Source organism: Cupriavidus sp. PB-02, from assembly GCF_058252315.1.
The window spans coordinates 72,933-96,633 of record NZ_CM177695.1 but is presented as its reverse complement, the minus strand read 5'-3'; the positions used below and the strand labels follow the sequence as shown (position 1 = coordinate 96,633).

At 68.2% G+C, this 23,701-nt stretch carries 21 protein-coding genes; 12 read left to right on the top strand and 9 right to left on the bottom strand.

What is annotated here, in order from left to right:
• The first annotated feature begins 185 nt into the window (after nucleotides 1–185).
• Nucleotides 186–2,177, top strand: coding sequence for a sensor domain-containing diguanylate cyclase (locus tag AC10V3_RS21140; protein ID WP_022537332.1), 1,992 nt, complete (start codon nucleotides 186–188; stop codon nucleotides 2,175–2,177).
• A gap of 19 nt (nucleotides 2,178–2,196) precedes the next feature.
• On the opposite strand, the gene AC10V3_RS21135 is transcribed toward AC10V3_RS21140, so the two are convergent.
• Entirely contained in the window at nucleotides 2,197–2,583 is a 387-nt protein-coding gene (locus AC10V3_RS21135) for a hypothetical protein (protein WP_022537331.1), read from the bottom strand.
• Between the two features lie 395 nt (nucleotides 2,584–2,978).
• Here AC10V3_RS21135 and AC10V3_RS21130 point away from each other — a divergent pair, with 395 nt between their 5' ends.
• The 3 genes from AC10V3_RS21130 to AC10V3_RS21120 all read left to right on the top strand — a co-directional run bounded on the left by AC10V3_RS21130 (nucleotide 2,979) and on the right by AC10V3_RS21120 (nucleotide 5,882).
• Nucleotides 2,979–3,329, top strand: coding sequence for a four-helix bundle copper-binding protein (locus AC10V3_RS21130; protein WP_022537330.1), 351 nt, complete (start codon nucleotides 2,979–2,981; stop codon nucleotides 3,327–3,329).
• A gap of 258 nt (nucleotides 3,330–3,587) precedes the next feature.
• Entirely contained in the window at nucleotides 3,588–4,994 is a 1,407-nt protein-coding gene (gene fumC / locus AC10V3_RS21125) for a class II fumarate hydratase (RefSeq protein ID WP_022537329.1), read from the top strand.
• 123 nt (nucleotides 4,995–5,117) lie between these two features.
• Nucleotides 5,118–5,882 carry an SDR family oxidoreductase gene (locus AC10V3_RS21120; RefSeq protein ID WP_022537328.1) on the top strand — a complete coding sequence of 255 codons (765 nt, stop codon included), beginning with the start codon at nucleotides 5,118–5,120 and terminating at the stop codon, nucleotides 5,880–5,882.
• A 15-nt stretch (nucleotides 5,883–5,897) separates the two neighbouring features.
• Here the strand turns inward: AC10V3_RS21120 and AC10V3_RS21115 are convergent, their stop codons facing one another.
• Nucleotides 5,898–6,314, bottom strand: coding sequence for a hypothetical protein (locus AC10V3_RS21115; RefSeq protein WP_349605187.1), 417 nt, complete (start codon nucleotides 6,312–6,314; stop codon nucleotides 5,898–5,900).
• Between the two features lie 414 nt (nucleotides 6,315–6,728).
• Here AC10V3_RS21115 and AC10V3_RS21110 point away from each other — a divergent pair, with 414 nt between their 5' ends.
• From AC10V3_RS21110 to AC10V3_RS21100, 3 genes are all read left to right on the top strand, one after another.
• Nucleotides 6,729–8,042 carry an MFS family transporter gene (locus AC10V3_RS21110; RefSeq protein WP_022537326.1) on the top strand — a complete coding sequence of 438 codons (1,314 nt, stop codon included), beginning with the start codon at nucleotides 6,729–6,731 and terminating at the stop codon, nucleotides 8,040–8,042.
• Between the two features lie 117 nt (nucleotides 8,043–8,159).
• Nucleotides 8,160–9,095, top strand: coding sequence for a LysR family transcriptional regulator (locus AC10V3_RS21105; protein ID WP_041681892.1), 936 nt, complete (start codon nucleotides 8,160–8,162; stop codon nucleotides 9,093–9,095).
• Between the two features lie 101 nt (nucleotides 9,096–9,196).
• On the top strand, nucleotides 9,197–9,670 hold the full coding sequence (locus AC10V3_RS21100) for an aminoacyl-tRNA deacylase (protein WP_022537324.1): 474 nt from the start codon (nucleotides 9,197–9,199) through the stop codon (nucleotides 9,668–9,670).
• 109 nt (nucleotides 9,671–9,779) lie between these two features.
• Here the strand turns inward: AC10V3_RS21100 and csgH are convergent, their stop codons facing one another.
• The 3 genes from csgH to AC10V3_RS21085 are packed head-to-tail and all read right to left on the bottom strand — an operon-like array spanning nucleotide 9,780 to nucleotide 12,335.
• The gene (csgH, locus tag AC10V3_RS21095; protein WP_022537323.1) at nucleotides 9,780–10,094 is read right to left on the bottom strand and encodes a curli-like amyloid fiber formation chaperone CsgH; all 315 of its coding nucleotides are present in this window, start codon (nucleotides 10,092–10,094) and stop codon (nucleotides 9,780–9,782) included.
• A gap of 30 nt (nucleotides 10,095–10,124) precedes the next feature.
• A complete protein-coding gene (eutC, locus tag AC10V3_RS21090) occupies nucleotides 10,125–10,904 on the bottom strand; it encodes an ethanolamine ammonia-lyase subunit EutC (protein WP_041681891.1) in 780 nt (259 codons plus the stop codon).
• Between the two features lie 48 nt (nucleotides 10,905–10,952).
• Nucleotides 10,953–12,335 (bottom strand): ethanolamine ammonia-lyase subunit EutB, encoded by a 1,383-nt coding sequence (locus tag AC10V3_RS21085; RefSeq protein WP_022537321.1) that lies wholly within the window; start codon nucleotides 12,333–12,335, stop codon nucleotides 10,953–10,955.
• A gap of 403 nt (nucleotides 12,336–12,738) precedes the next feature.
• On the opposite strand from AC10V3_RS21085, the gene AC10V3_RS21080 reads away from it, so the two are divergent.
• Nucleotides 12,739–13,776: an AI-2E family transporter gene (locus AC10V3_RS21080; protein ID WP_022537320.1), complete on the top strand. Its 1,038-nt coding sequence runs from the start codon at nucleotides 12,739–12,741 to the stop codon at nucleotides 13,774–13,776.
• Nucleotides 13,777–13,839: 63 nt separating this feature from the next.
• On the opposite strand, the gene AC10V3_RS21075 is transcribed toward AC10V3_RS21080, so the two are convergent.
• Entirely contained in the window at nucleotides 13,840–14,514 is a 675-nt protein-coding gene (locus AC10V3_RS21075) for a FadR/GntR family transcriptional regulator (RefSeq protein WP_051369933.1), read from the bottom strand.
• 170 nt (nucleotides 14,515–14,684) lie between these two features.
• Here AC10V3_RS21075 and AC10V3_RS21070 point away from each other — a divergent pair, with 170 nt between their 5' ends.
• The 4 genes from AC10V3_RS21070 (at nucleotide 14,685) to AC10V3_RS21055 (ending at nucleotide 19,440) form a co-directional block, all read left to right on the top strand.
• Nucleotides 14,685–15,467, top strand: a complete 783-nt coding sequence (locus AC10V3_RS21070; RefSeq protein ID WP_022537318.1) for a (Fe-S)-binding protein — start codon at nucleotides 14,685–14,687, stop codon at nucleotides 15,465–15,467.
• A complete protein-coding gene (locus AC10V3_RS21065; protein ID WP_022537317.1) occupies nucleotides 15,464–16,171 on the top strand; it encodes a LutC/YkgG family protein in 708 nt (235 codons plus the stop codon). The genes AC10V3_RS21070 and AC10V3_RS21065 overlap by 4 nt, the downstream gene beginning before the upstream one ends.
• On the top strand, nucleotides 16,168–17,613 hold the full coding sequence (locus AC10V3_RS21060) for a LutB/LldF family L-lactate oxidation iron-sulfur protein (RefSeq protein WP_022537316.1): 1,446 nt from the start codon (nucleotides 16,168–16,170) through the stop codon (nucleotides 17,611–17,613). The genes AC10V3_RS21065 and AC10V3_RS21060 overlap by 4 nt, the downstream gene beginning before the upstream one ends.
• 126 nt (nucleotides 17,614–17,739) lie before the next feature.
• Nucleotides 17,740–19,440, top strand: a complete 1,701-nt coding sequence (locus tag AC10V3_RS21055; RefSeq protein ID WP_022537315.1) for a lactate permease LctP family transporter — start codon at nucleotides 17,740–17,742, stop codon at nucleotides 19,438–19,440.
• 79 nt (nucleotides 19,441–19,519) lie between these two features.
• On the opposite strand, the gene AC10V3_RS21050 is transcribed toward AC10V3_RS21055, so the two are convergent.
• The 3 genes from AC10V3_RS21050 to AC10V3_RS21040 all read right to left on the bottom strand — a co-directional run bounded on the left by AC10V3_RS21050 (nucleotide 19,520) and on the right by AC10V3_RS21040 (nucleotide 23,607).
• Nucleotides 19,520–20,641 carry a CaiB/BaiF CoA transferase family protein gene (locus AC10V3_RS21050; protein ID WP_022537314.1) on the bottom strand — a complete coding sequence of 374 codons (1,122 nt, stop codon included), beginning with the start codon at nucleotides 20,639–20,641 and terminating at the stop codon, nucleotides 19,520–19,522.
• Nucleotides 20,642–20,658: 17 nt separating this feature from the next.
• Nucleotides 20,659–21,633, bottom strand: coding sequence for a Bug family tripartite tricarboxylate transporter substrate binding protein (locus AC10V3_RS21045; RefSeq protein ID WP_022537313.1), 975 nt, complete (start codon nucleotides 21,631–21,633; stop codon nucleotides 20,659–20,661).
• A gap of 174 nt (nucleotides 21,634–21,807) precedes the next feature.
• The gene (locus tag AC10V3_RS21040; protein WP_454752609.1) at nucleotides 21,808–23,607 is read right to left on the bottom strand and encodes an acyl-CoA dehydrogenase family protein; all 1,800 of its coding nucleotides are present in this window, start codon (nucleotides 23,605–23,607) and stop codon (nucleotides 21,808–21,810) included.
• Nucleotides 23,608–23,701 lie beyond the last annotated feature (94 nt).

The window sequence follows — 23,701 nt, the reverse complement described above, 5'->3', positions numbered from 1 at the left end:
TGTCAAACCCGGTTTGCCCGCCTGCCCCGTCGCGGCGCGGTATGGTAGGGTTGCATCGGAGGCGCCCCCCCGAGACGCGCGTCTGCAGTCACCGACTGGCCGCTGCATCGCACCGCCCCCCACCGCGCCCGCCCGGGCCACGCCATACCGGTTTGCGCTCAACCTGCGCCCACCCTCGCGCCCACATGCCTGTCTACACGCCCACGCTGAAAGCGCGCATTGCGATCATTACCACCGTGCTCGCCGCGGTGTTCGGCACCGGCATTATCCTGGCCGCCCTGTACGATGCGCACCGCGACCTGCATGCTGCACTGCAGGACCAGCAGGATTCCGTCGTCAAGCTGACCGCCGACCAGCTCGACACCGCCATGCACGACCGCATCATGCTGTTGTCGCACCAGGCCGACCAGCTCGGCGGTATCCTCGCGCAAGCGCACGGGACCCAGGCCGCCGCGGTACGGCAGCGCGCCCTGGATACGCTGGCGGCGGCGATCCCCGTGCCTGCCGCGTTCAACGCGCTGCTGGTCGCCGACACGCAAGGCAACATCGTCAGCAGCACTGGCCCGCCCACGGAGGTGAGCGACCGCGGCTACTTCCGCGAGGCCGCGCGCACGCTGGCGCCGGTGGTCTCAGCGCCGATCCGCTCGCGCACCACCGGCCAGCTCGGGGTGATTGTGACCGTGCCGGTGCTGTCGCCGCAGAAGACCTTCACCGGCCTGGTGGGCGGGTGGCTGGACATGTCCAGCAGCAATTTCCTGGTCGAGATCCTGCACAACCGGCTGGGCACCACCGGCTACTACTGCCTCGTGTCAGCCGGGCGCGAGCCGGTCTATATCCGCCACCCAGACCCGGCGCAGGCGCGCCAGCCGGCGCTGCCCGTGAACGACACCTGCGGCGAGGACGACAGCCCTGCGCCGCTGGAATTCCTCACGCCGGCGCGGCCGGTGATCGCGCGCTACCTGATGTCGACCACGGGCTGGGAACTGGTGGCGCTGCTGCCCGCGCGCGAAGCCTACGCGCCGCTGCACCAGATGCAGCAGCGCTTCCTCGGCCTGGCCGGGCTGGCCATGGCCGCGGTGGCCGTGCTGATCTGGCTGGCGATACGCCGCCAGCTGGCACCGCTCACGCGGCTGCACAAGGTGGTACTGGCCAGCGCCAACGACCTGTCGGCGTTCGAGCGGCTGCCCACGCGCCAGCAGCGCGACGAGATCGGCGACCTGTCGCGCGCCTTCATCAAGCTGATGCGCGACGTACGCGACCGCCGCCAGGCGCTGGACCGCAGCGAGAGGCGCCTGCGCGCGGTGACCGACACGCTGCCGTCGCTGCTGGCCTTTATCGATACCGAGGAGCGCTATGTCTTCAACAACGTGGCCTACGAGCATGTCTTTGGCCTGAAGCTCGAGGAGCTGCGCGGCAAGCCGATGCGCGAGGTGCTGGGCGAGGTCCGCTACGCGCGCGCGCAGCCGTTCCTGGAACGCGCGCTGGCGGGCGCGGCCGTGATCTTCGAGTCCGAGGACAACGATCCCGAATACCACTGCATGGAAACCAGCTTCCGGCCGGAATGGAGCGCGGACGGCAGCGAGGTGGTGGGCGTGCACATCCACGTGCAGGACATCACCCAGCGCAAACTGGAGACGCAGCGCCTGGCGCGCATGTCCCGCACCGATCACCTGACGCAGCTGATGAACCGCAGCGCGTTCGAAGGCCAGCTGCAGGCGGCCATGGCGCGCAGCCGCGAGCACGGCACGCTGATGGCGCTGCTGTACCTCGACATGGACCGCTTCAAGGCCGTCAACGACATCCACGGGCATGCCGCGGGCGACCTGCTGCTGCAGGCGTTTGCGCAACGTGTGCGCGCCTGCGTGCGCGAGGCCGACTCCGTCGCCCGGTTGGGGGGCGACGAGTTCGCAGTGGTGCTGGAGGCGATCGTGCAGCCCGGCGTGGCCCGCCGCGTGGCCGAGGCCATCCTGCAGACGATGGACGAGCCATTCCACTTCGACGGTGCGACAGCCGACGTCGACGTGAGCATTGGCGTGGCCCTCTACAACGGCGGGCCGGTGCAGGACCGCGAACTGATGCGCCTGGCGGACGTGCTGCTGTACCGCGCCAAGGGCGCGGGCCGCGGCCGCTTCGAGATCGGCCCGCCGGAACTGGCCGGCGAGCTCAACCCGCACTAAGCAGTGCCCCAGTTAGCCCTCAGTGGATGGTGCCACCCGGCTTGCCCGGCGCCGGGCCTGAACCTGCCTCGCCCGCCCCTTCCGGCTCGAACGGCACGTGGCGTCCGTCGCTGGACTGGTAGCCGAGCTGCGCATCCGCGCCCAGCATCTTCTCCCACGCGATCATGGCCTGGGCCACCGCGTCGGGCGCGCCCTTGAACACCACCACGTCGTTGCCGCAGTTGGGGCATTCGCCGCCGAACACGGCATCGATGCCGGGCAAGCCCGGCACGTCGAGCGCGTCGAAGGTGCCGAACGCGGTCTTGCAATGCCCGCAGACCAGCTGCGCGGGGCGCAAGGCCTCGATCTTTGCGCGTGCCTGTGCCGCACGCTCCTCGGGAGTACCCCGTCGTTTCGCCTCGCCCATGATTGCCTTCCCTCCCCGTTGCTGCCGGTGTCTGTGTATGCGTCGGCCCGGCCAGTGCGGCCGTGCCGAGCGGATGCCTGTTAGATGCGATGGCAGGGGTGGTGGTGCCCGGCCATTGCGTTGGGTGACGTCCGCGCGGCACGCGGCCCGCCTTCCCGAACGCTTCGCGCTGGCCGCATTGTAACCAGCGCGGCGCTGCAATTACCGGGCCGACAGGATCCTTTCTCGCCTGCTATTGTGGATAACGATGCCCCGAGCGGGCGCGGATGCGCCGCGCCCGGCACCGCGGGCATGCCAGGCCGCACCGCCCGTGCCTGCGCCGTCCCGGCGCGGGCATGCCGCCGCCGGTGCCGGTTTTCACGGTTCCAGCCACCTACCCCCAAGGAGGACGCTTCATGATCCGACCCACCGTGCAGGAAAACGCCGCCCGCTACGCCGACTGCATCGCCGCCTGCAATGCCGCCGCCGCCGCCGCGCTCAAGTGCGCGGCCGCCTGCCTGGAAGAACAGGACGTGCGCAAGATGGCGCGCTGCATCGCGCTGGACATGGATTGCGCCGGCATCGCCCAGCTGGCCGCGTCCTACATGCTGCGCAACAGCGAGTTCGCGCCGCTGGTCTGCGAGGATTGCGCAGAGGTCTGCAAGTGGTGCAAGGAGGAATGCGAGCGCCATGACGCCGAGCATTGCCAGGATTGCGCGCGCGCCTGCGCGGTCTGCATGGAGCAGTGCCTGAAGGCGACCGCGTAGCGCCGCCGCTCAGGCCGGGGCCTGCGCTGCGGGCCCAGCCTGCGCATCCGGCGCGCGTCTGCGCCAGCATCGCTTCGGAGGCGATGCGCATGCGGCCGGAAGGTGATTCGAAGGCAAGGCGGAGGATCCGGCCGGTGCCCGCGCACTGGCCGCGGTGAAGCAGTATCCTAATAGACTGCCCGCACGACCCGGCCCTGGCGCCGGTTCCTGCATCGACGTCGCACAAGCCGCCGCGCTTCCTTGCCAAGGAGTCTGTCCATGTCCGACCCGTCCCCCTCCAACACCCGCATCGAGAAAGACAGCCTTGGCGATGTGCCGGTGCCCGCCGACCACCTGTGGGGCGCGCAGACCGAGCGCTCGCGCCAGAACTTCCGCATCGGCGATGAAAAGATGCCGCCGGCGCTGATCGAGGCCTTTGCCATCCTCAAGCTGTGTGCGGCGCGCGCCAACCGCGAGCTGGGCGTGCTCAAGCCCGAGCTGGCGCAGGCGATCGAACAGGCCGCCGCCGAGGTCATCGAAGGCCGCTGGCCGCAGGAGTTCCCGCTGTCGGTCTGGCAGACGGGCTCCGGCACGCAGACCAACATGAACCTGAACGAGGTCATCGCGAATCGCGCCATTCAATTGCTGGGCGGCGAGGTCGGCAGCAAGAAGCCGGTGCATCCCAACGACCACGTCAACGCCAGCCAGTCCTCCAACGACAGCTTCCCGACCGCGATGCACATCGCCGCCGCGCGCGCGATCCAGCAACAGCTGCTGCCGGCGCTGGAACAGCTGCAGCAGACCTTCGCGCGCAAGGTGGAAGCCTTTGCCGATATCGTCAAGGTCGGCCGCACCCACCTGCAGGACGCGGTGCCGCTGACGCTGGGGCAGGAATTCTCGGGCTACATGACGCAGGTGGCCGATGCGCAGTCGCGCCTGCAGCAGGCCATGTTGCGCGCGATGCCGGTGGCACAGGGCGGCACCGCGGTCGGCACCGGCCTGAACGCGCCGCACGGCTTTGCCGCGGCGTTTGCGCGCGCGCTGGCCGACTACACCGGGCTGCCGTTCGAGCCCGCGCCCAACCGCTATGCCCTGCAGGCTTCGCACGACGCGCTGGCCGACCTGTCGGGAGCGCTCAACACCACGGCCTCGTCGTTCCTGAAGATCGCACGCGACTTCATGCTGCTGGGATCCGGCCCGCGCGCGGGCTTTGCCGAGCTGGTGCTGCCCGCCAACGAGCCGGGCTCGTCGATCATGCCGGGCAAGGTCAACCCGACCCAGGCCGAGGCGCTGGCGATGGTGTGCTGCCGTGTGATCGGCAACCACACCACGGTGACGCTCGCCAACGGGCTGGGCACGCTGGAACTGAATGCCTACAAGCCGGTGATCATCTACAGCCTGCTGCAGTCGGTGTCACTGCTGGCGGGCGCAGCCTCGAGCTTTGCCGAGCATATGGTGGAAGGCGTGGAGGCCGACCGCGAGCGTATCGCCGAGCTGCTGGAGCGCTCGCTGATGCCGGTGACCGCGCTCAATCCGCATATCGGCTACGACAAGGCCGCGGAGATCGCCAAGCTGGCGGTCAAGCGCAACCTGTCGCTGCGCGAGGCGGCGATCGCCTCGGGGCATGTGACCGAGGAACAGTTCGAGCAGTGGATCGACCTGAAGGGGATGACACGGGAAGTGTAGGTTGCGGCATGCGCGGGCGGCGATTGTTAATGAATACTGTCTAATCCGTTCAAACGCCGCCCATTTATCCAAGGGCAACCACCGTCCATGATAGTGGCCATACCTTCTGACAAGGAGCCTGACATGGCCGCTACCCAATCCCACGCAAAAGCTTCCACCCAACGCCGCGCCGCCCTGGTGACCGGCGCCTCCCGCGGCATCGGCCGCGCCATCGCGCTGCGGCTGGCCGCCGACGGCTTCGACGTCGCCATCGGCTATGCCGGCAGCGCCGCGCGGGCCGAAGAGACCGTGGCCGCGGCGCGCGCGGCCGGCGTCAATGCCATCGCCGTCCAGGGCGACGTGGCGCAGGCGCCAGACGTGGCGCGCCTGTTCGACGCCGCGCAGCAGGCCTTCGGCCGGCTCGACGTGGTGGTCAACAGTGCCGGCATCATGCCGCTGGCCCCGGTCGCGCCCGGCAGCCTCGAAGCCTTCGACCAGACTATCGCCACCAACCTGCGCGGCGCCTTCCTGGTGCTGGGTGAAGCCGCGGCGCGCCTGGGCGAAGGCGGGCGCATCGTCGCGCTGTCGACCAGCGTGATCGCGCGCTCGTTCCCGGGCTACGGGGCGTATATCGCCGCCAAGGCGGGCGTGGAAGGACTGGTGCGGGTACTGGCCAACGAGCTGCGCGGGCGCGGCATCACCGTCAACGCGGTGGCTCCGGGGCCGGTGGCCACCGAGCTGTTCCTCGAGGGCAAGTCGGAAGAGCAGGTGGCGCAGCTTTCGAAGGTGGCGCCGCTGGAGCGGCTGGGCACGCCCGAGGACATTGCCGCGGCAGTGTCGTTCCTGGCTGGTCCGGACGGTGGCTGGGTCAATGCGCAGGTACTGCGCGCCAATGGCGGCTTTGCCTGAGATCGCGAGGTCAGCCTAGCCCGGGGGCGGGCTTGAAAAGTCGCAGCGCTGGCGCGCCAGCGACTCCCTCGAATACCCATGGCGCACCCGAAGCTGGTGCTCCACGGCGTCGGCCTGGTCAAGGCAGGCGAATACCAGGTCGTCCTTCACGCGCTGCGACACGCCCTTCAGGCGCGGGGCCTCGTACGCGACCTGGCGCGCGCGGCAGCGCAGGAACAGCAGCGTTTCCTGCGTGGCGGCGACCAGTTGGTCGTGTTCGATCCGCTTGCATTCGACCAGGTCCTGGGCAAGGGCGCTGGCGCCGGCAAAGAGCAATGGCAGGCACGGCCATCGGCGCAACAAGCGGTGCATGGCAAACGGGGGCGCGGTAGGCCAGTTGAGGGTACGGATCGCATCATTGCCCAGACCCGCGCACAGTGCAAGCCACAGCACGCGCAATGACCTGTTGCATCACTCGTTGCATCCCCCGTTACAGCCCCGGCTCGGCCCGGCGCGCGGGCCGCAGGCCGGATACAGTTTCCAGCCAGATGGACAATCGCCCGCCAGCCCTGATGCCACCGTGGCACCGGTCCGGGCTTGCTGCGCCGCAACATATCCAAGGGGTGGGCAGGCCTGTACGATCACGCTACGCTTTGCCGGCAAATGCGCCGCAGTGCGCGCCAGTTCACGCCCCAGACCGACGGGCTCCCCGCTCGGCCTTCCCCGTGTTCCCCTTGCCGCCCCACCGCTCAGGTGGCCATGCGGCGGCCTGTCCAATGGCCATCCTTCCGGCGTGCGCCGCCAGCTACTGCGAAGCGGGACCTGACCCGCGGTTGCCCCGCACCGCCCTGACTGCAAGACAACAACATGACCGATCTCACCGCTAACCCCGCCCAGACGGCCGGCCCGAGCCCCGATGAAGTGCGCAAGCGCGTCTACGCCATCGTCGCCGCCTCCTCGGGCAACCTGGTCGAATGGTTCGACTTCTACGTCTATGCCTTCTGCGCGATCTATTTCGCGCCGTCGTTCTTCCCCAAGTCCGATCCCACCGCGCAGCTGCTGAACACCGCGGGCGTGTTTGCAGCCGGCTTCCTGATGCGGCCCATCGGCGGCTGGCTGTTCGGCACCATCGCCGACCGCCACGGGCGCAAGAACTCGATGCTGATCTCGGTGATCATGATGTGCGCGGGCTCGCTGCTGATCGCCTGCCTGCCCACCTATCACAGCATTGGCAACTGGGCGCCGGCGCTGCTGCTGCTCGCGCGCCTGATCCAGGGCTTGTCGGTCGGCGGTGAATACGGCACCACCGCCACTTATATGAGCGAGGTGGCGCTGCGCGGCCGGCGCGGCTTCTTCTCGTCGTTCCAGTATGTGACGCTGATCGGCGGCCAGTTGCTGGCGGTGCTGGTGGTGGTGATCCTGCAGCAGCTGCTGGACGAGTCCGAACTCAAGACGTGGGGCTGGCGCATCCCGTTCGTGGTCGGCGCGATCACCGCGGTAGTGGCGCTGTTCCTGCGCCGCACGCTGCATGAGACCTCGTCGGCGGCCAGCCGTGGCAGCAAGGAGGCCGGCAGCGTGGCCGAGCTGTTCCGCAACCACAAGGCGGCCTTCTTCACGGTGCTGGGCTATACCGCGGGTGGTTCGCTGATTTTCTACACCTTCACCACGTACATGCAGAAGTACCTGGTCAACACCGCCGGCATGTCGATCAAAACCGCCAGCTATGTGATGACGGCGTGCCTGTTCCTGTACATGTGCATGCAGCCGGTGTTCGGTGCACTGTCCGATCGTATCGGCCGGCGCAACAACATGCTGATGTTCGGCGCGCTGGGCACGCTTTGCACGGTGCCGATCCTGACCGCGCTGGGCACGGTCAGCAGCCCGGAACTGGCCTTCGTGCTGATCGCCGTGGCGCTGGCCATCGTCAGCTTCTACACCTCGATCAGCGGCATCGTGAAGGCGGAGATGTTCCCGCCCGAGGTGCGCGCGCTGGGCGTGGGCCTGGCCTACGCGATCGCCAACGCGATCTTCGGCGGCTCGGCCGAGTATGTGGCGCTGGGCATGAAGACGCTCGGCCACGAGACCGCGTTCTACTGGTACGTGACCGCGATGATGGTGATCGCCTTCTTCGTCAGCCTGCGCCTGCCGCGCCAGGCGAAGTACCTGCACCACGAGCACTGAGCCAGGTGCGGCGCAATGCTGCGCAACGCCGGCGCCGGACCCTCACGCCGGCATGGCAATATACGGGGCGGCAACCGCCAGGCGCCGCCGCCCGCCCTGTATCCCATCACCCAAGCCATGGATCTCAACGCCCTGCGCCTGTTCGTCGATATCGTCGACGCGGGCAACCTGAGCGCGGCCGCGCGCAAGCTCAAGATGACGCGCGCCAATGTCAGCTACCGGCTGAAGGCGCTCGAAGAAGAGCTTGGCGTGCAGCTGCTGCGGCGGACCACCCGCCATGTCGAGCCGACCCCGATCGGCGCCGGGCTGTACGAGCACGGCCGCAATATCCTGGGTGAAGTGGCGGCGGCCAATGCGCTGATCAGCAATATGGGCAAGAGCCTGCAGGGCCATGTGAGGCTCTCGGTGCCCACAGGGCTGGGGCATACGCTGCTGTCGCCGCTGCTGGTGCTGTTCAAGCAGCGCTATCCCGACATCACGCTTGACGTCATGTTCGACAACCGCGTGCACAACCTGGTGTCCGAGGATGTAGACGTGGCGCTGCGCATTATCTCCACACCGCCCGATTCGGTGATCGCCACGGAAATTGGCGAAGTCGACTGGATCGTGTGCGCGTCGCCGGGGTATCTCGCCGCGCATCCCGCGCCGAAGGCACTCACCGGGCTGCAAGGACATGCGATCGTCTGCGCGTCGCCGGAGGGCCAGAAGCTCAAGGCATCGGGCACGCGGCTGGATGGCGATGAAGGCCATGACGCGAAAGAAGCCCGCGAGCAGGTAGTGCTCGAACCGACGCTCACCTCGGAAAACTTTGCCTTCCTGAAGGAATCGGTGCTGGCAGACCTGGGGATCGGCATTCTCCCGATCTATGCGATCGGCGCCGAACTGGAAAGTGGCGCACTGGTGTCGCTGCTGTCCGACTACCGCATCAGCGTGTTCGGCAGCCGGCTCTATATGCTGACCATGCCCAACCGCTACCAGACGCTGGCCACGCGCTACCTGCTCAACTTCCTCAAGACCGAGCTGCAGGCGGTGTGGCCGCGGCTGCACCGGTAGCCAGGGCGTTGCCGTGTCGCCACGTTGGGCGTGCTGACAGGCACTATATTAAGAGCACAAGGATAATCGTAGACGCATCCGACTGAATCTGAGGAGCTACCATGGCCCTGGCTAGCACGCTCGCAAACTGCCTGAGCAGCAAGAATACCCAGTACGACATCATTCGCCATCCCTACACCCTCAGCAGCATGGCCACTGCCGAGGCTGCGCACGTTCCCGGAGACCGACTGGCCAAGACGCTGTTGCTCGAGGATGACCGCGGCTATGTCGCCGCCGTGATCCCGTCGAGCCACCACCTGCAGATGGCCGCCATCTGCGAACAGACCGGACGCAACCTGGTACTGGCACACGAGGACGAGATCCGCGAGATCTTCAAGGACTGCGACCTCGGCGCGATCCCGCCGGTGGCAATGGCCTACGGCATGCAGACCTATGTGGACGACAGCCTGATGAAGCAGCCCGAAGTCTATTTCGAGGGCGGCGACCACCAGGAACTGGTCCACATGAGCGGGGAGCAATTCTCGCAGCTGATGTCGGATGCCAGTCACGGGCAGTTCTCGCGCCGCATGATGTAGCGATAGCGGCGCACTGTCGCCACGGACCACTGTCCGCGTGCGGCACGCGGCCACCATGGCGGGCTGAGCGCCCGCGTGGTGGCCGTTTTTCATTCTGCCGACAGGCTTGCTATTTGCGCCCGCTGCAGTCGAGCTTGTACCGGCCCAGCACGGCCATGCCCTGCCGCAGCACCAGTCCGACTTCACACTCGCTGCCGGGCGGTTGCGAGACCGTCAGCGACGACACGCGCGTGGGCTGCCCGGGCACCACGTGCAGCGTGCCGGCCTGCGCCAGCGATGACGCCGCATTGCCGCTGCGCGCGCGCAGCTTGAGCTCGTACTGCAGGTCCGCCTCCTGCGCCGAAGCGACATAAGGCACGACCTGCGCCATGCCGTTGGCCGACTGGATATCCAGCCATACCTGCAAATTCATGTCGGCTTGCATGGTTGCTCCCTTGGCAGAGGCGTTGCCCCGTCAGCGGTCCGGCAGCGCCGGCGCGCTGTCGTCCTTCAGATCCACGCCCGAACGCCCCAGCGCCGCCGCGCCGCGCAGCAGGAAGGCGAGCCGGTCGGCCGCCTGCGCGTACGCGAGGCCTTCCGGCCGCACATTGGAAATGCAGTTGCGCTCGGCATCGGTGCGGCCCACGCGCGGCGCATAGGTCAGGTAGATGCCGAGACTGTCCGGCGAACTCAGCCCCGGCCGTTCGCCGATCAGCATCACCACCTGGCGCGCGCCGAGCAATTCGCCGATCTCGTCGCCCAGTGCCACGCGCGACTGCTCGGCAACCACCACCGGTCCGATGCGCCACGAAGGCGGCAGGCGCTGGCGCGTGGCGTCGAGCAGCGGCAGCGCGTGTGTCTGCGTGGCAAGTGCGGAGAGGCCGTCGGCGATGACGAAGACTACGTCAGGGGCTTCGGCCGCCTGCAACGCGGCCAGCCTGTCGCGGCTGGCATCGTCAAGGCGCCGGCCCAGGTCCGGGCGCCGCAGGTAGTGCGTGCGGTCCGGCGCCGCGCTGTGCACGGCGACATGCTGCAGCCTGGTGGTGTCCAGCGCCGCGGTGACCGCGCCCACGTCCAGCGGCAGGTGCACCGCATCGCGCGCCTGCGCATGCGCCAGGCCGAAGGCCAGCACGGCATCGGTGGTCTGGCTGTGGCCGGTGCGGCCCAGCGCGACGCGCGCGCGCGTGAACTGGCGCAGGCGCTGCCATGGGTCGGTATCCGAGGTGGCGGTGGTGGCGGGCGTGTGCCCGGACATGGCGTCGCGGGAAGGAGGATGGCGTTTGGCCGGCATGGCGCTGGATATTCAGAGACTGTGCGCCATCTGCAGCAGCGGCTGGCGGGCGGCGGGCTCGAGCAGCCGGCCGCTGGCATCGGCAATGCCCATGCGCTGCAGCCACACCTCGAACTCCGGTGCGGGGCGCAGCCCCAGCACCTCGCGCAGGTACAGCGCATCGTGGAACGAGGTGCTCTGGTAGTTCAGCATGATGTCGTCCGCACCTGGCACCCCCATGATGAAGTTGATGCCGGCCACGCCGAACAGCGTCAGCAGCGTATCCATATCGTCCTGGTCGGCCTCGGCATGGTTGGTGTAGCAGACGTCGCAGCCCATCGGCACGCCCATCAGCTTGCCGCAGAAGTGGTCCTCCAGTCCGGCGCGGATGATCTGCTTGCCGTCGTACAGGTACTCAGGCCCGATAAAGCCGACCACCGTATTGACCAGCAGCGGCGAGAACGCGCGCGCCACCGCGTAGGCGCGCGCCTCCATGGTCTGCTGGTCGACGCCATGGTGCGCGTTGGCCGACAGGGCGCTGCCCTGGCCGGTTTCGAAGTACATCAGGTTGTCGCCCACGGTGCCACGCGCCAGCGCCTGCGCGGCATCGTGCGCCTGCGCCAGCAGCGACAGGCTGATGCCGAAGGCCGCATTGGCACGCTCGCTGCCGGCCACCGACTGGAACACCAGGTCCACCGGCGCGCCCTGGTCCAGCGCGCGCAGCGTGTTGGTGACATGGGTCAGCACGCAGGACTGCGTGGGGATGTCATAGCGGCTGCGCAGCTCGTCGATCATGCGCAGCAGCGAGACGATGGCGCCGAGGTTGTCCGAGGCCGGATTGACGCCGATGGTGGCATCGCCGCAGCCATACAGCAGCCCGTCGATGATCGACGCGGCGATGCCCTTGGGATCGTCGGTCGGGTGGTTGGGCTGCAGCCGCACCGACAATCGGCCAGGCAACCCGACGGTGCTGCGAAAGCGCGTCACCACCTGGCACTTGCGCGCCACCGCCACCAGGTCCTGGTTGCGCATCAGCTTGCTGACCGCCGCGGCCATCTCCGGGGTGATGCCCGGCGCCACGCGCGCCAGCGTTGCGCTGTCGGTCTCGTGCAGCAGCAGCCAGTTGCGCAGGTCGCCCACGGTGCTGGCGCCGATCGCCGCAAAGGCCGTGGCATCGTGGCGGTCCATGATCAGCCGCGTGATCTCGTCGTCCTCGTACGGCACCAGCGCCTCATTGAGGAACTGCGCGAGCGGCACCTCGGCCAGCGCCAAGCGGGCGGCCATCCGCTCCTGTTCGCTCTCGGCGGCGATGCCGGCCAGCGCGTCGCCGGAACGCGCCGGGCTGGCCTTGGCCAGCAGCGTGCGCAGGTCGGCAAAGACATGGCGATGGGTGCCGATGGTGTGGGTGTAGGCCATGCGTCGGGTTCCGTGCTGGGACTGCGACTTGAAGGGCTTGGTGGGGCCGGGCCTTGCGGGTGCCGGTCTTCCAAATATAGTCACTCTTTGCGCACGTGGCCCGCTTGGGGTCGGCGGCGCGCCGGTGGCGACGCTTGACGGTCAGCAAATCCCGTGCCTGTGGCGCAAGACAGACGGCGTCGAGCGAACAGCGGTCGCATTTCTATGCTATGTCGTGCAGCGGGCATCGCTGATGTTGCTTCTGTTCGAAGCACTTCAATGATGGCCACTTCCAGCGATAAGCTCCCCACCGGCAATGGAGCGCCTGACAGCCCTCATAATAAGCGTCGGGTTCAACCATAGCCCGCCAGCCATAACCGCCACACGCGGCGAAGCGACTTAAACACCCAGCCGGAGACCTTAAATGAAAGACCCCGACCCGCCCACCGTCCCGCGCCTGCTGCCAGCCGCGTGGTACAGCGTCGGCGCCGTCGCCTACCTGCTGACCGCCCTGGCGCTCTGGACCGTGCTCCAGGCCAACCTGGTGGCCGCGCTGCTCTCCGGCCTGCTGCTGTATTCGTTGGTCGACGTCCTCGCACCGCGGCTGATGCGGTTGCACCAGCGGCACGACGCGCTCGCGGTGTTGATATTGTCGGCGTTGATCCTGCTCGGGCTGTCGCTGGCGGGCTGGCTGCTGGTGCGCTTTGTCAGCGGTGAGGGCAATACGCTGGACGGGCTGCTGAACCATGTGGCGGATATCATCGACCAGTCGCGCGGTCGCTTGCCGCCCTGGGTGAGCGATGCGCTGCCCAATGGCGTGGACGAGCTGGCCAACACGCTGATCGAGACGCTGCGTGCGCATGCCGCCATGGCCCAGAAGCTCGGGGCCGAGGTACTGCGCACCTTGGTGCATATCCTGATCGGACTGGTGATCGGTGCAATGGTGGCGCTGTACCGAGCGGTGGCGCGTCCCAACCGCCGGCCGCTGGCGACGGCGCTGGTGGCGCGGGCACGTACGCTGCAGCAGGCGTTCTCTCAGTTTATCTTTGCGCAGATCCAGATCTCGACGATCAACACGGTGCTGACCTCGATCTACCTGCTGCTGGTGCTGCCGCTGTTTGACGTGCACCTGCCGCTGACGAAGACGCTGGTGGTGATCACCTTTATTGCCGGCCTGCTGCCGGTGCTGGGGAACCTGATCTCGAATACCGCCATCGTGGTGGCGTCGCTGTCGGTGTCGCTGCCGATCGCGGTGGGATCGCTGGTGTTCCTGGTGGTGATCCACAAGCTGGAGTACTTCCTGAACGCGCGCATCATCGGCGCGCGCATCCAGGCGGCAGCGTGGGAGCTGTTGATAGTGATGCTGCTGATGGAGACGCTGTTCGGCATCCCGGGCGTGATTGCCGGGCCGATTTTCTATGCCTACCTGAAGCGGGAACTGGCGGGCGCCGGATTGGTGTAAATGCCGCGCCCGGCACGCCAGGCTCGTGGTTGGACCACTATCGGCTCGGAACTCTCTGGCGACCTAGGCGCCGTCGTCCTGCTCGACCCGGCTGCGTACGAAATCGATGTGCGTCTGCATCGCCGTGCGCGCCTCTTCCGGCCGGCGCGCGCAGATGGCGTCGCACAGGGTGCGGTGCTGCAATAGCAGCAGGTCCGAAGCGCTGTCGTCCTGTTCGCGCAGGCCGGTGCCGTTGATGGTGATGTGTTCGCGCAGCATGCCGATCACGCTGGTATGCAGGTGCAGGAACATGGTGTTGTGCGACGCCAGCGCGATGGCGTCGTGCAGGCGGGCGTCGGCATTGGCTTCGGCCTCTTTGTGGTCGGCGGCGCGCGCGCGTTCGAGCTCGGCCATCAGCGCGCGGATGCGCTTGACGTCGGCCGCGTCGGCGCGCAGCGCGGCGAAGTAGGCGGTGGCACCTTCCAGCACCCGGCGGAATTCCAGGATGTCATCGCGCAGCGCAGGGTGGTCGGCCACCAGTTGCCCCCAGGGCGAGGCAATCCCGGCACGCAGCTGGTCGGTGGCGTAGACGCCGGCGCCGCGCCGGCTCTGCAGCAGGCCCCGCGCGGCCAGGCGCTGGATGGCCTCGCGCACGGTGTTGCGGGCCACGTCGTATTGCCCGGCGAGCACGCGCTCCGCCGGCAGCCGCGTGCCGGGCGGCCAGGTGCCATCAAGCAGCGCGGTTTCCATCTGGCGCATGACCGACTCCACGCGCCCGCGCGTTGCGCCGTGCCTCTGTGCCGCTGCCGTCATGCCGTCGCCCCTCGCTCCCGTGCCTTCCCGCGGACTGGTCCAACCAATTTGAACTGCCGCCCGGAAGCGGGAATTATGCGCCGAAACGTGCGACCCCAGCACGTCCGGAGCGAGACATGAAGGATCGTCAGTACCCCACCGGCCCTGCGCCCACGCAGTGCTACCTGTTTGCCACTTGCCTGGTCGACCTGTTCGTCCCCCAGGCCGGGCTCGACGCCGTGCGGCTGCTCGAGCGCGAAGGCCTCACCGTTCACTTCCCGCGCGCGCAGAGTTGTTGCGGCCAGCCGGCCTACAGCAGCGGTAATCCCGAGGCGGCCCGTGCCGTGGCGCGCGCGCAGCTCGACCTGTTCAGCCAGCCATGGCCGGTGATCGTGCCGTCCGGCTCGTGCGCGGGGATGATGCGGCACCACTGGCCGCAACTGTTCGCCGATGATCCGGTGGCCGGGCCCAAGGCGCGCGCGCTGGCCGAGCGCATCTACGAGCTCAGCGAGTTCCTGCTGCACGTGCTGAAGGTGGACTTCGGCGACGCACTGCCCGCGGGCCAGGCGCAGGAGCGCATTGTGCTGCATACCTCGTGCGGCGCCCGTCGAGAAATGGGTACGCGCGGGCACGGCGTGGCGTTGGTCGATGCACTGCCGGGCGTGACGCGCGTGGAGCATGAACGCGAGTCGGAGTGCTGCGGCTTTGGCGGCACTTTCTCGCTCAAGCACGCCGATATCTCCGGCGCCATGGTGCGCGACAAGGTCGCCTCCGCCTGCGCCACCGGCTGCGATTGGCTGGTGTCGGCGGACTGCGGCTGCCTGCTCAATATCGGCCACACCGCGGCGCATGACGGCGCGCCGCTGCAGGTGGAACACCTGGCGAGCTTCCTGTGGCGCCGTACCGGAGGTGAAGCATGAACCCGCTCAGTGCCCGCGAGCGCATGCTCGGCCGGCTGCGCGCCGCCGCGCCCGCCCCGTCGCCCTCCACCGCTGAACTCGACAGCCGTATCGACAGCCATTTCGAGGCGCGCCGCCGGGGCCCCGCGGATATCGATGCCCGGGTGACCGCGATGCGCCTGGCGCTCGAAGCCTCGCACGCAGAAGTCTGGTGCGCGGGGGAGGATGCATGGCCGGCGCTGCTGGCTGCTGCGCTTTCCGACGCAGGCGTCCGGCGCCTGCTGCTCGATCCATCCAGCCGCGCCGGCGCGGCGCTGGCAGGCGCGTTGCCGGCGCAAATCGAGGCCATTGGTTACGACCGCCCCATCGAGCAGTGGAAGGCCGAGTTGTTCGACACCGTCGACGCCGGCTTTACCGTGGCCCGTTCCGGCATCGCCGCAACCGGCACGCTGATCGTCGCGCCGGATGCGGGTTCGCCGCGCACGGTGTCGCTGGTGCCGCCGCTGCATATCGCGCTGGTGCGGGCTTCCACGCTGCATGAAGACCTGCACATGGCCGCGCGCGCCGAACGCTGGCGCGACGGCATGCCGACCAACCTGGTGATGATCTCGGGCCCGTCCAAGACCTCGGACATCCAGCAGACGCTGGCCTACGGCGCGCACGGGCCGCGCCGTCTGTGGGTCGTCATCGTGATGGACACCGAAGCGACGGAGGGCCGGGCATGAGCCAGAGCACGCTGCATTTCATTCCCGCGCAGGACTTCAAGGCGCGCGCGCGCGAGGCGCTGGACGATCCCAAGCTGCGCCAGAGCTTTCGCGGGGCGATGGATTTCCTGCAGGGCAAGCGCCTGGCGCAATTCCCCGATGCCGACGAACTGGAACGCCTGCGCGACCTTGGCGAAGCGGTGCGCCAGCACGCGCTGGCCAACCTGCCCGACCTGCTGACGCAGCTCGAGGCCAGGCTCATGGCCGCCGGCGTGCAGGTGCACTGGGCCGAGACCGCCGACGAAGCGAACCGGATCATCCACGGCATCGCCGCCGCGAAGCAGGCGAAGCGCGTGATCAAGGGCAAGTCGATGGCCAGCGAGGAGATCGAGCTGAACCATTACCTGGCCGAGCGCGGCGTGGACTGCATCGAATCCGATATGGGCGAGTACATCGTGCAGCTCGCGGGCGAAAAGCCTTCGCATATCGTGATGCCGGCGATCCACAAGACCAAGGGCGATATCGCCACCTTGTTCGAGCAGCACATCCCCGACACGCCCTATACGGAGGACGTCGACACGCTGATCCAGACCGGCCGGCGCGCGTTGCGGCAAGCCTTTGTCGAAGCCGACATCGGCCTGTCCGGCGTGAACTTCGCAGCGGCGGATACCGGCACGCTGTGGCTGGTGGAGAACGAAGGCAACGGCCGCCTCTCCACCACCGTGCCTGACGTGCATATCGCCATCATGGGCATGGAAAAGGTGGTGGCCAAGCTCGAGCACATCGTGCCGCTGTCCAGCCTGCTGACGCGCTCCGCCACCGGGCAGGCCATCACCACCTACTTCAACCTGATCTCTGGCCCGCGTCGCGAGGGCGAGCGCGACGGCCCGCGCGAGGTGCACCTGGTGCTGCTCGATAACGGCCGCACCCAGGCCTATGCCGACGCGCAGCTGCGCGCGACGCTGCAATGCATCCGCTGCGGCGCGTGCATGAACCACTGCCCGGTCTATACGCGCATTGGCGGGCACGCCTATGGCACGACTTATCCGGGCCCGATCGGCAAGATCATCTCGCCGCACCTGCTGGGGCTGGAGGCCACCGCCGACCTGCCGACCGCGTCGAGCCTGTGCGGCGCCTGCGGCGAGGTGTGCCCGGTGCGCATCCCGATCCCGCAATTGCTGGTGCGACTGCGCACGGAATCCAATCGCGATCCGGAAGAGCAGGTTGCCAATCCGCTGCGCGGACAAGGCGCGAAGTACAGCCGCGGCGAACACCTGGTGTGGCGCTTCTGGAGCGGGGCGTATTCGCATCCCACCACCTACCGTTTGTTCCGCTGGGCGGCTACGCGGCTGCGTGCGCTGGCGCCGGCCAAGCAGATGGGGTGGACGCAGCACCGGACGCCGCTGCAACCGGCGGCGCGAAGTCTGGCGGATCTGCTGAAGGAACGAGGACAGCCGGAGTAGGCGGCGGTTTTCTCCCTCTCCCGCTCGCGGGAGAGGGCAGCCAACCATCGGGCAGCGAAAAGCCCGATGCGTCGGCCACGACAACAAAACATCCCCTGAAACACCACTGAAGTAGGAGACTGAGCAGTGCAACCCTGGACCCAACTCTATACGCCGCTGGGCAGCCTGTGGCTGTCGGCGCTGGCGGCGGCCATCCCTATCCTGTTCTTCTTCATGGCGCTGGCGGTCTGGCGCATGAAAGGCCATATGGCCGCGGCGCTGACACTGCTGCTGGCGCTTGGCGTGGCGATCTTCGCCTATGGCATGCCGGCGCAGCAGGCGTTCGCTGCGGCGGGTTTCGGCTTTGCCTACGGGCTGTGGCCGATCGCCTGGATCATCGTGACCGCGGTGTTCCTATACAAGATCGTGGTCAAGACCGGCCAGTTCGACGTTATCCGCGCCTCGGTGCTGTCCATCACCGACGACCAGCGCCTGCAGATGCTGTTGATCGGCTTTGCCTTCGGCGCTTTCCTGGAAGGCGCGGCGGGCTTTGGCGCCCCAGTGGCGATCACCGCGGCGCTGCTGGTCGGTCTGGGCTTCAACCCGCTGTATGCCGCGGGCCTGTGCCTGATCGCCAATACCGCGCCGGTTGCGTTCGGCGCGATGGGCATCCCCATCATCGTGGCCGGACAGGTCACTGGGCTGGACCCCTTCCATATCGGTGCCATGGCCGGCCGCCAGCTGCCGCTGCTGTCGCTGCTGGTGCCGTTCTGGCTGGTGTTCATGATGGACGGCGCCAAGGGCGTGCGCGAGACGTGGCCGGCGGCGCTGGTCTGCGGCGGCAGCTTTGCCGTGACGCAGTACTTCACGTCAAACCATATCGGGCCCGAGCTGCCGGATATCACCTCGGCGCTGGTCAGCCTGGTGTCGCTGGCCGCGTTCCTGAAGGTGTGGCAGCCGCGCAGCGCGTCGCAACGCGCGGGCGGCGCCGTCGGGGGCGGCACCATGGCGCTGTCGGGCTTCGGCGGCGGCTTTGGCGGTGCGCCGGTGAGCCGCAAGGCCTCGCCCTACACCATGGCGCAAACACTGCGTGCGTGGGCGCCGTTCGGCATCCTGACCGCGATTGTCACGGTGTGGAGCCTGCAACCGTTCAAGGCGCTGTTTGCCGCCAATGGCGCGCTGGCCGGCACGGTGCTGAAGTTCAAGGTCCCGGGCCTGGACCAGATGGTGATCAAGGCTGCGCCGATCGTCGCCACGCCCAAGGCGTATGACGCGGTGCTGAAGCTCGACCTGCTGTCCGCCGTGGGCACTGCGATCCTGCTGACCGCGCTGATTTCGGCGGTGCTGCTGCGCATGAAGCCGCGCGATCTGGTGGCGACGTTCGGCCAGACGCTGGTGGAACTGGCGCGCCCGGTGCTGTCGATCGGCCTGGTGCTGGGCTTTGCCTTTGTTGCCAACTACTCGGGGATGTCGTCGACGCTGGCGCTGCTGCTCGCCGGCACGGGTGCGGCGTTCCCGTTCTTCTCACCATTCCTGGGCTGGCTGGGCGTGTTCCTGACCGGTTCGGATACGTCGTCCAATGCGCTGTTCTGCTCGCTGCAGAACACTACTGCGCACCAGATCGGCGTGTCCGATACGCTGATGGTGGCGGCCAACACCACCGGCGGCGTGACCGCCAAGATGATCTCGCCGCAATCGATCGCGGTGGCCTGCGCGGCGACCGGGCTGGTGGGCAAGGAATCGGAGTTGTTCCGATTTACCGTGAAGCACAGCCTGCTGTTTGCAGTGATCATCGGCATCATCACGATGGTGCAGGCGTATCTGTTGCCGGGGATGATTCCCGGTTGATGGGGCGGTGCCCTGATGGCAAGAAAGGCGGCCAGTGGGCCACCTTTCTGCATTTGGACAGGACCGAGGGCGCTGGTGCCTAGTCGAGGAACTCGTTCCCTTCGCTCAGCGGCGCGTGCCGATATGTTGCCGGCGTCCGGCTCAGCTTGACCGGCGCCCCCAGCCCCTTGTAGCCGCCCGGCATCTCCACCACCATCTCGCGGTGCATCGTATGCGGATGCTGCAGGGCGTCGGCCACGGACAACACCGGCGCACAAGGCACCCCTGCCGCCACCAGCGTGTCGGCCAGCACCTTGCCATCGAGCTCGCGCAGCTTCGCTTCCAGCTCCGCCTTCAGCGCCACGCGATTCACCGAGCGCGCGCCGGCGGTGGCATAGCGCTCATCCTCGGCGAGGGCAGGCAGCTGCAGGTGCTCGCAAAGAATCCGGAACTGCCGGTCATTGCCGACCGCGAGGAAGATCGGGTCCGTTGCCGTGGCAACGGTGTCGTAGGGATAGATGTTCGGGTGCGCGTTGCCGGTGCGCTGCGGCGTCTTGCCGCTCATGAACCAGTTGGCCGCATGCGGATGCAACAGCGACAATCCGGAGTCATAGAGCGCCGCTTCGACGAACTGCCCGCGGCCGCTGCGCGAGCGTTCCTGCAACGCGAGCAGCACGCCGATTGCCGCGTTAAGGCCGGTCACCATGTCGACCACCGGCAAACCCACGCGCAACGGATCGCCGTCGGCTTCGCCGTTGATGCTCATGATGCCCGACATGGCCTGGATCGCGGCGTCGTAGCCGGGCAGGCCGCCGAGCGGGCCGTCGGCACCGAAGCCGGAGACGCGGCAATGCACCAGCCGCGGGAAGCGCGCCGACAGCGTGTCGTAGCCCAGCCCCCACTTCTCCATGGTGCCGGTCTTGAAGTTCTCGACCAGCACGTCGGCATCGGCGAGCAAGGCCAGCAGCACCTCGCGATCCGGCTCCTTAGCCAGGTCGAGACGCATCACGCGCTTGTTGCGGTTCAGGCCGAAGTAGTACGAGGCCACGCCGTCCCTGAACGGCGGCCCCCAGGTGCGGGTGTCGTCGCCCTGCGGCGGTTCGATCTTGAGCACGTCGGCGCCGTGGTCGCCGAGGATCTGGCCGCAATACGGGCCGCCCAGGATGCGCGACAGGTCGACCACGCGGATGCCGGCGAGCGCGCCGGGGCTGGATTGGGTCATGGCGGGTTCCTCTTTACTTAGTCGAGCTGCGCGCCCGACTTCTGCACCACGGCGCGCCACTTGCCGACCTCGGCCTTGACGAAGCCACCGAGCTGCTCCGGCGTGGTCGAGGGTGCGAACTCCAGGCCCTGCGCCTGCAGGGTCTTGCGCACCTCGGGCTGCTTGAGCGCATCGGCAAAGGCGCGGTTGAGCTTGCCGATCACTTCCGGCGGCGTGCCCGCGGGCGCGACCACGCCAAAGAACACCGAGACATCAAACCCGGGCACGCCCTGCTCCGCAACGGTCGGCACATCCGGCAGCGCCTGCGAGCGCGCCTTGGTGGTGACGCCCAGCGCGCGCACCTTGCCGCTCTTGATAAAGGGCATCGCGGTCAGCACGTCGGTGAAGGTCATGCTGACCTGGCCGCCCAGCAGGTCGTTCAGCGCTGGGCCGGTGCCTTTGTACGGGATGTGCTGGAAGTCGGTGCCGGTGACGTTGTTGAAGAGCACGCCCGCGAGGTGCGACGAGGCGCCGTTGCCGGACGAGGCGTAGGTCAGCTTGCCCGGATGCGCCTTGCCGTAGGCGATCAGTTCGGTGACATTCTTCGCCGGCACGGACGGGTTGACCACCAGCACGTTGGGCAGCTGGCCGATCTGGATCACCGGGGCGAAGCTCTTGACCGGGTCGTAGTTGATCTTGCGGTAGAGGCTGACGTTGATCGCCAGCGGCGCGGAGGTGCCGAACATCAGCGTGTAGCCATCCGGCTCGGCGCGCGCGACCACTTCGGCGCCGATATTGCCGCCGGCGCCGGCGCGGTTCTCCACCACCACGGGCTGGCCCAGGCTGGACTTGAGCGCGGCGGCGAGCGTGCGCGCCATGGCGTCGGTGGGCCCGCCCGGCGGATAGGTGACGACCATCATGATCGGCTTGGTCGGGAAATCCTTCTGGGCGAAGGCGGGGGCGATGCAGAGCGTGCAGGCGGCAATGGCCGCGAGGCGGTGCCAGAGTTTCATGGCGTTGTCTCCTGGTGTTGGACGTCTCCCGCGTGGGGCGGGATGGGGTTGCGGGGGCTTTGGGGAGAGGGGTGGTTCAGCGAGGGGCTACGCATCTGGAGGCGCGTGCCCTCTCCCCCGGCCCCTCTCCCGCAGGCGGGAGAGGGGCGCAAACAAGCGGTGGGGGTTTTTTGGTCAGAACACGTTGACCTCGTCGACCGCGCCGGCGGCGCGCACCACGCCATCGGCGGGCGGTGCCACGGTGTCGGCCAGCCATTCGGGCTCCACCTGCGCGGCGAGCGGGTCCTGCGGCAACACGCGATGCCGCAGCACCAGCTGCGCCAGCCGCATGCGGCGCACCGAGCCGATGCGGCCGGCTTCCCACGCCATCGCCACGGCGCTGGTCACGTGGTACAGCGCGGAGGCCGCCTGGCGTGCCAGCAGGTCGCCGTCGGCACCGGCCTCCGCGGCGTGCGCAGCGAGCTTCGCGGCGGCGGCGATGGCGCCTTCGAACACCACGCGCGCCTGCGCATGCATCGGCGTATCCGCCAGCAGCCCGGCCAAGTGCGCCTGCAGCACCGGCAACGCGCCTTCACGGCGAATCGCCCGCAGTACGTCCAGCGCCACGATATTGCTGGTGCCTTCCCAGATCGAGCCCAGGTGGGCGTCGCGCACCAGGCGCGGATCGCTCCATTCCTCGATATAGCCGCAGCCGCCGCGGATCTCCATGGCGTCGCCGGTGACCTTGCGCGCGTCGCGGCAGGCGCGGAACTTGATCAGCGGAGTCAGAATGCGCATCAGCGGGTAGGCATCGGCCTCGCCGGCGTCGGCGCGGCGCAGCGCTTCGGCGGTCTGGAACACCATGGTGCGCGCCTGCTCGGTGGGCAGTGTCAGCTTGAGCAGCTGGCGGCGCATCAGCGGCATGTCCTGCAGCCGTTTGCCGAAGGCCTGGCGCTCGCGGGCGATGAACAGCCCCTCGGTCAGCGCCCGGCGCATCAGGCCGGCGGCGCGCACGCCGTTGGACAGGCGCGAGTTGTTGATCATGTCGGCCATCTGCACGAAGCCGCGGCCGAGCTCGCCGACCAGGTGCGCATGCGCGCCTTCGAGCCGGATCTCGCCGCTGGCCATCGAGCGCGTGCCGAGCTTGTCCTTCAGGCGAATGATGCGGTAGTGGTTGTCGCCGCCGTCGGTCAGCTTGCGCGGCAGCAGGAACAGCGACACGCCCTTGATGCCGGGCATGGCGTTGCCGGCTTCGTCCTCGACGCGCGCCAGCACCATCGCCAGCGCGGCGTCGGGGTTGGAGCAGAACCACTTGTCGCCGGACAGGCGCCAGCCACCCTCGGCGCCCGCGTCGCGCACCGCGCGGGTGGCGGTGGCGGCCACGTCGGAGCCGGCGCCCTGCTCGGTCATGAACATCGCGCCCTGGTACAGGTCTTCGAACACCTGCGTGGTCAGGTTGGGCAGGAAGCGATTGACCAGCGCCGGATCGCCGAACTTGCGCAGCGTGCGCGTCAGCGAGTCCGTCATCGACAGCGGGCAGCACAGCCCGAACTCGGCCTGCACGAAAAGATAGGTGAGTGCATACTTCGCCGCTGGCGGCATGGGCTTGTCCCAGCCGAGCACGCCGCCGCGGTGCGACGCCGCTGCCAGCCCGAACTCGGCAAAGGCCACGCGCTCCAGCTCGACATAGGCCGGATGCTTGTCGATGTGCTGCGCGTCTACGCCGGCGCGGGTGCGGTAGCTCAGCGTGGGCGCGTTGTGGTCGGCCACGCTGGCCAGCTCGTCGAGCACGCCGCCGGCCAGCGCGCCCATGCGCTCAAGGTGCGGCAGCAGGTGGTTGAACAGGTCTGCCGGCAGGTAGAGCGGCAGCAGCGCGCGCAGCTCGGGATCGGCGCTGAACAGGCTGCCGCCGTGGCGATCGGGTACCGGATGGGCGGTGGCCGGGGTTCCGGCATGGGCTTTGGGTGCGGTATCGCGCACAGCGTTGGTTGGCATGGCTGGGTCTCCTCGAGGCGGGCGGGTCGCTGCGGCCGACCCTCTGACCTCAATTATTGGAACCCCAAGGATTTGCGTCTAATTCTAAAATTGG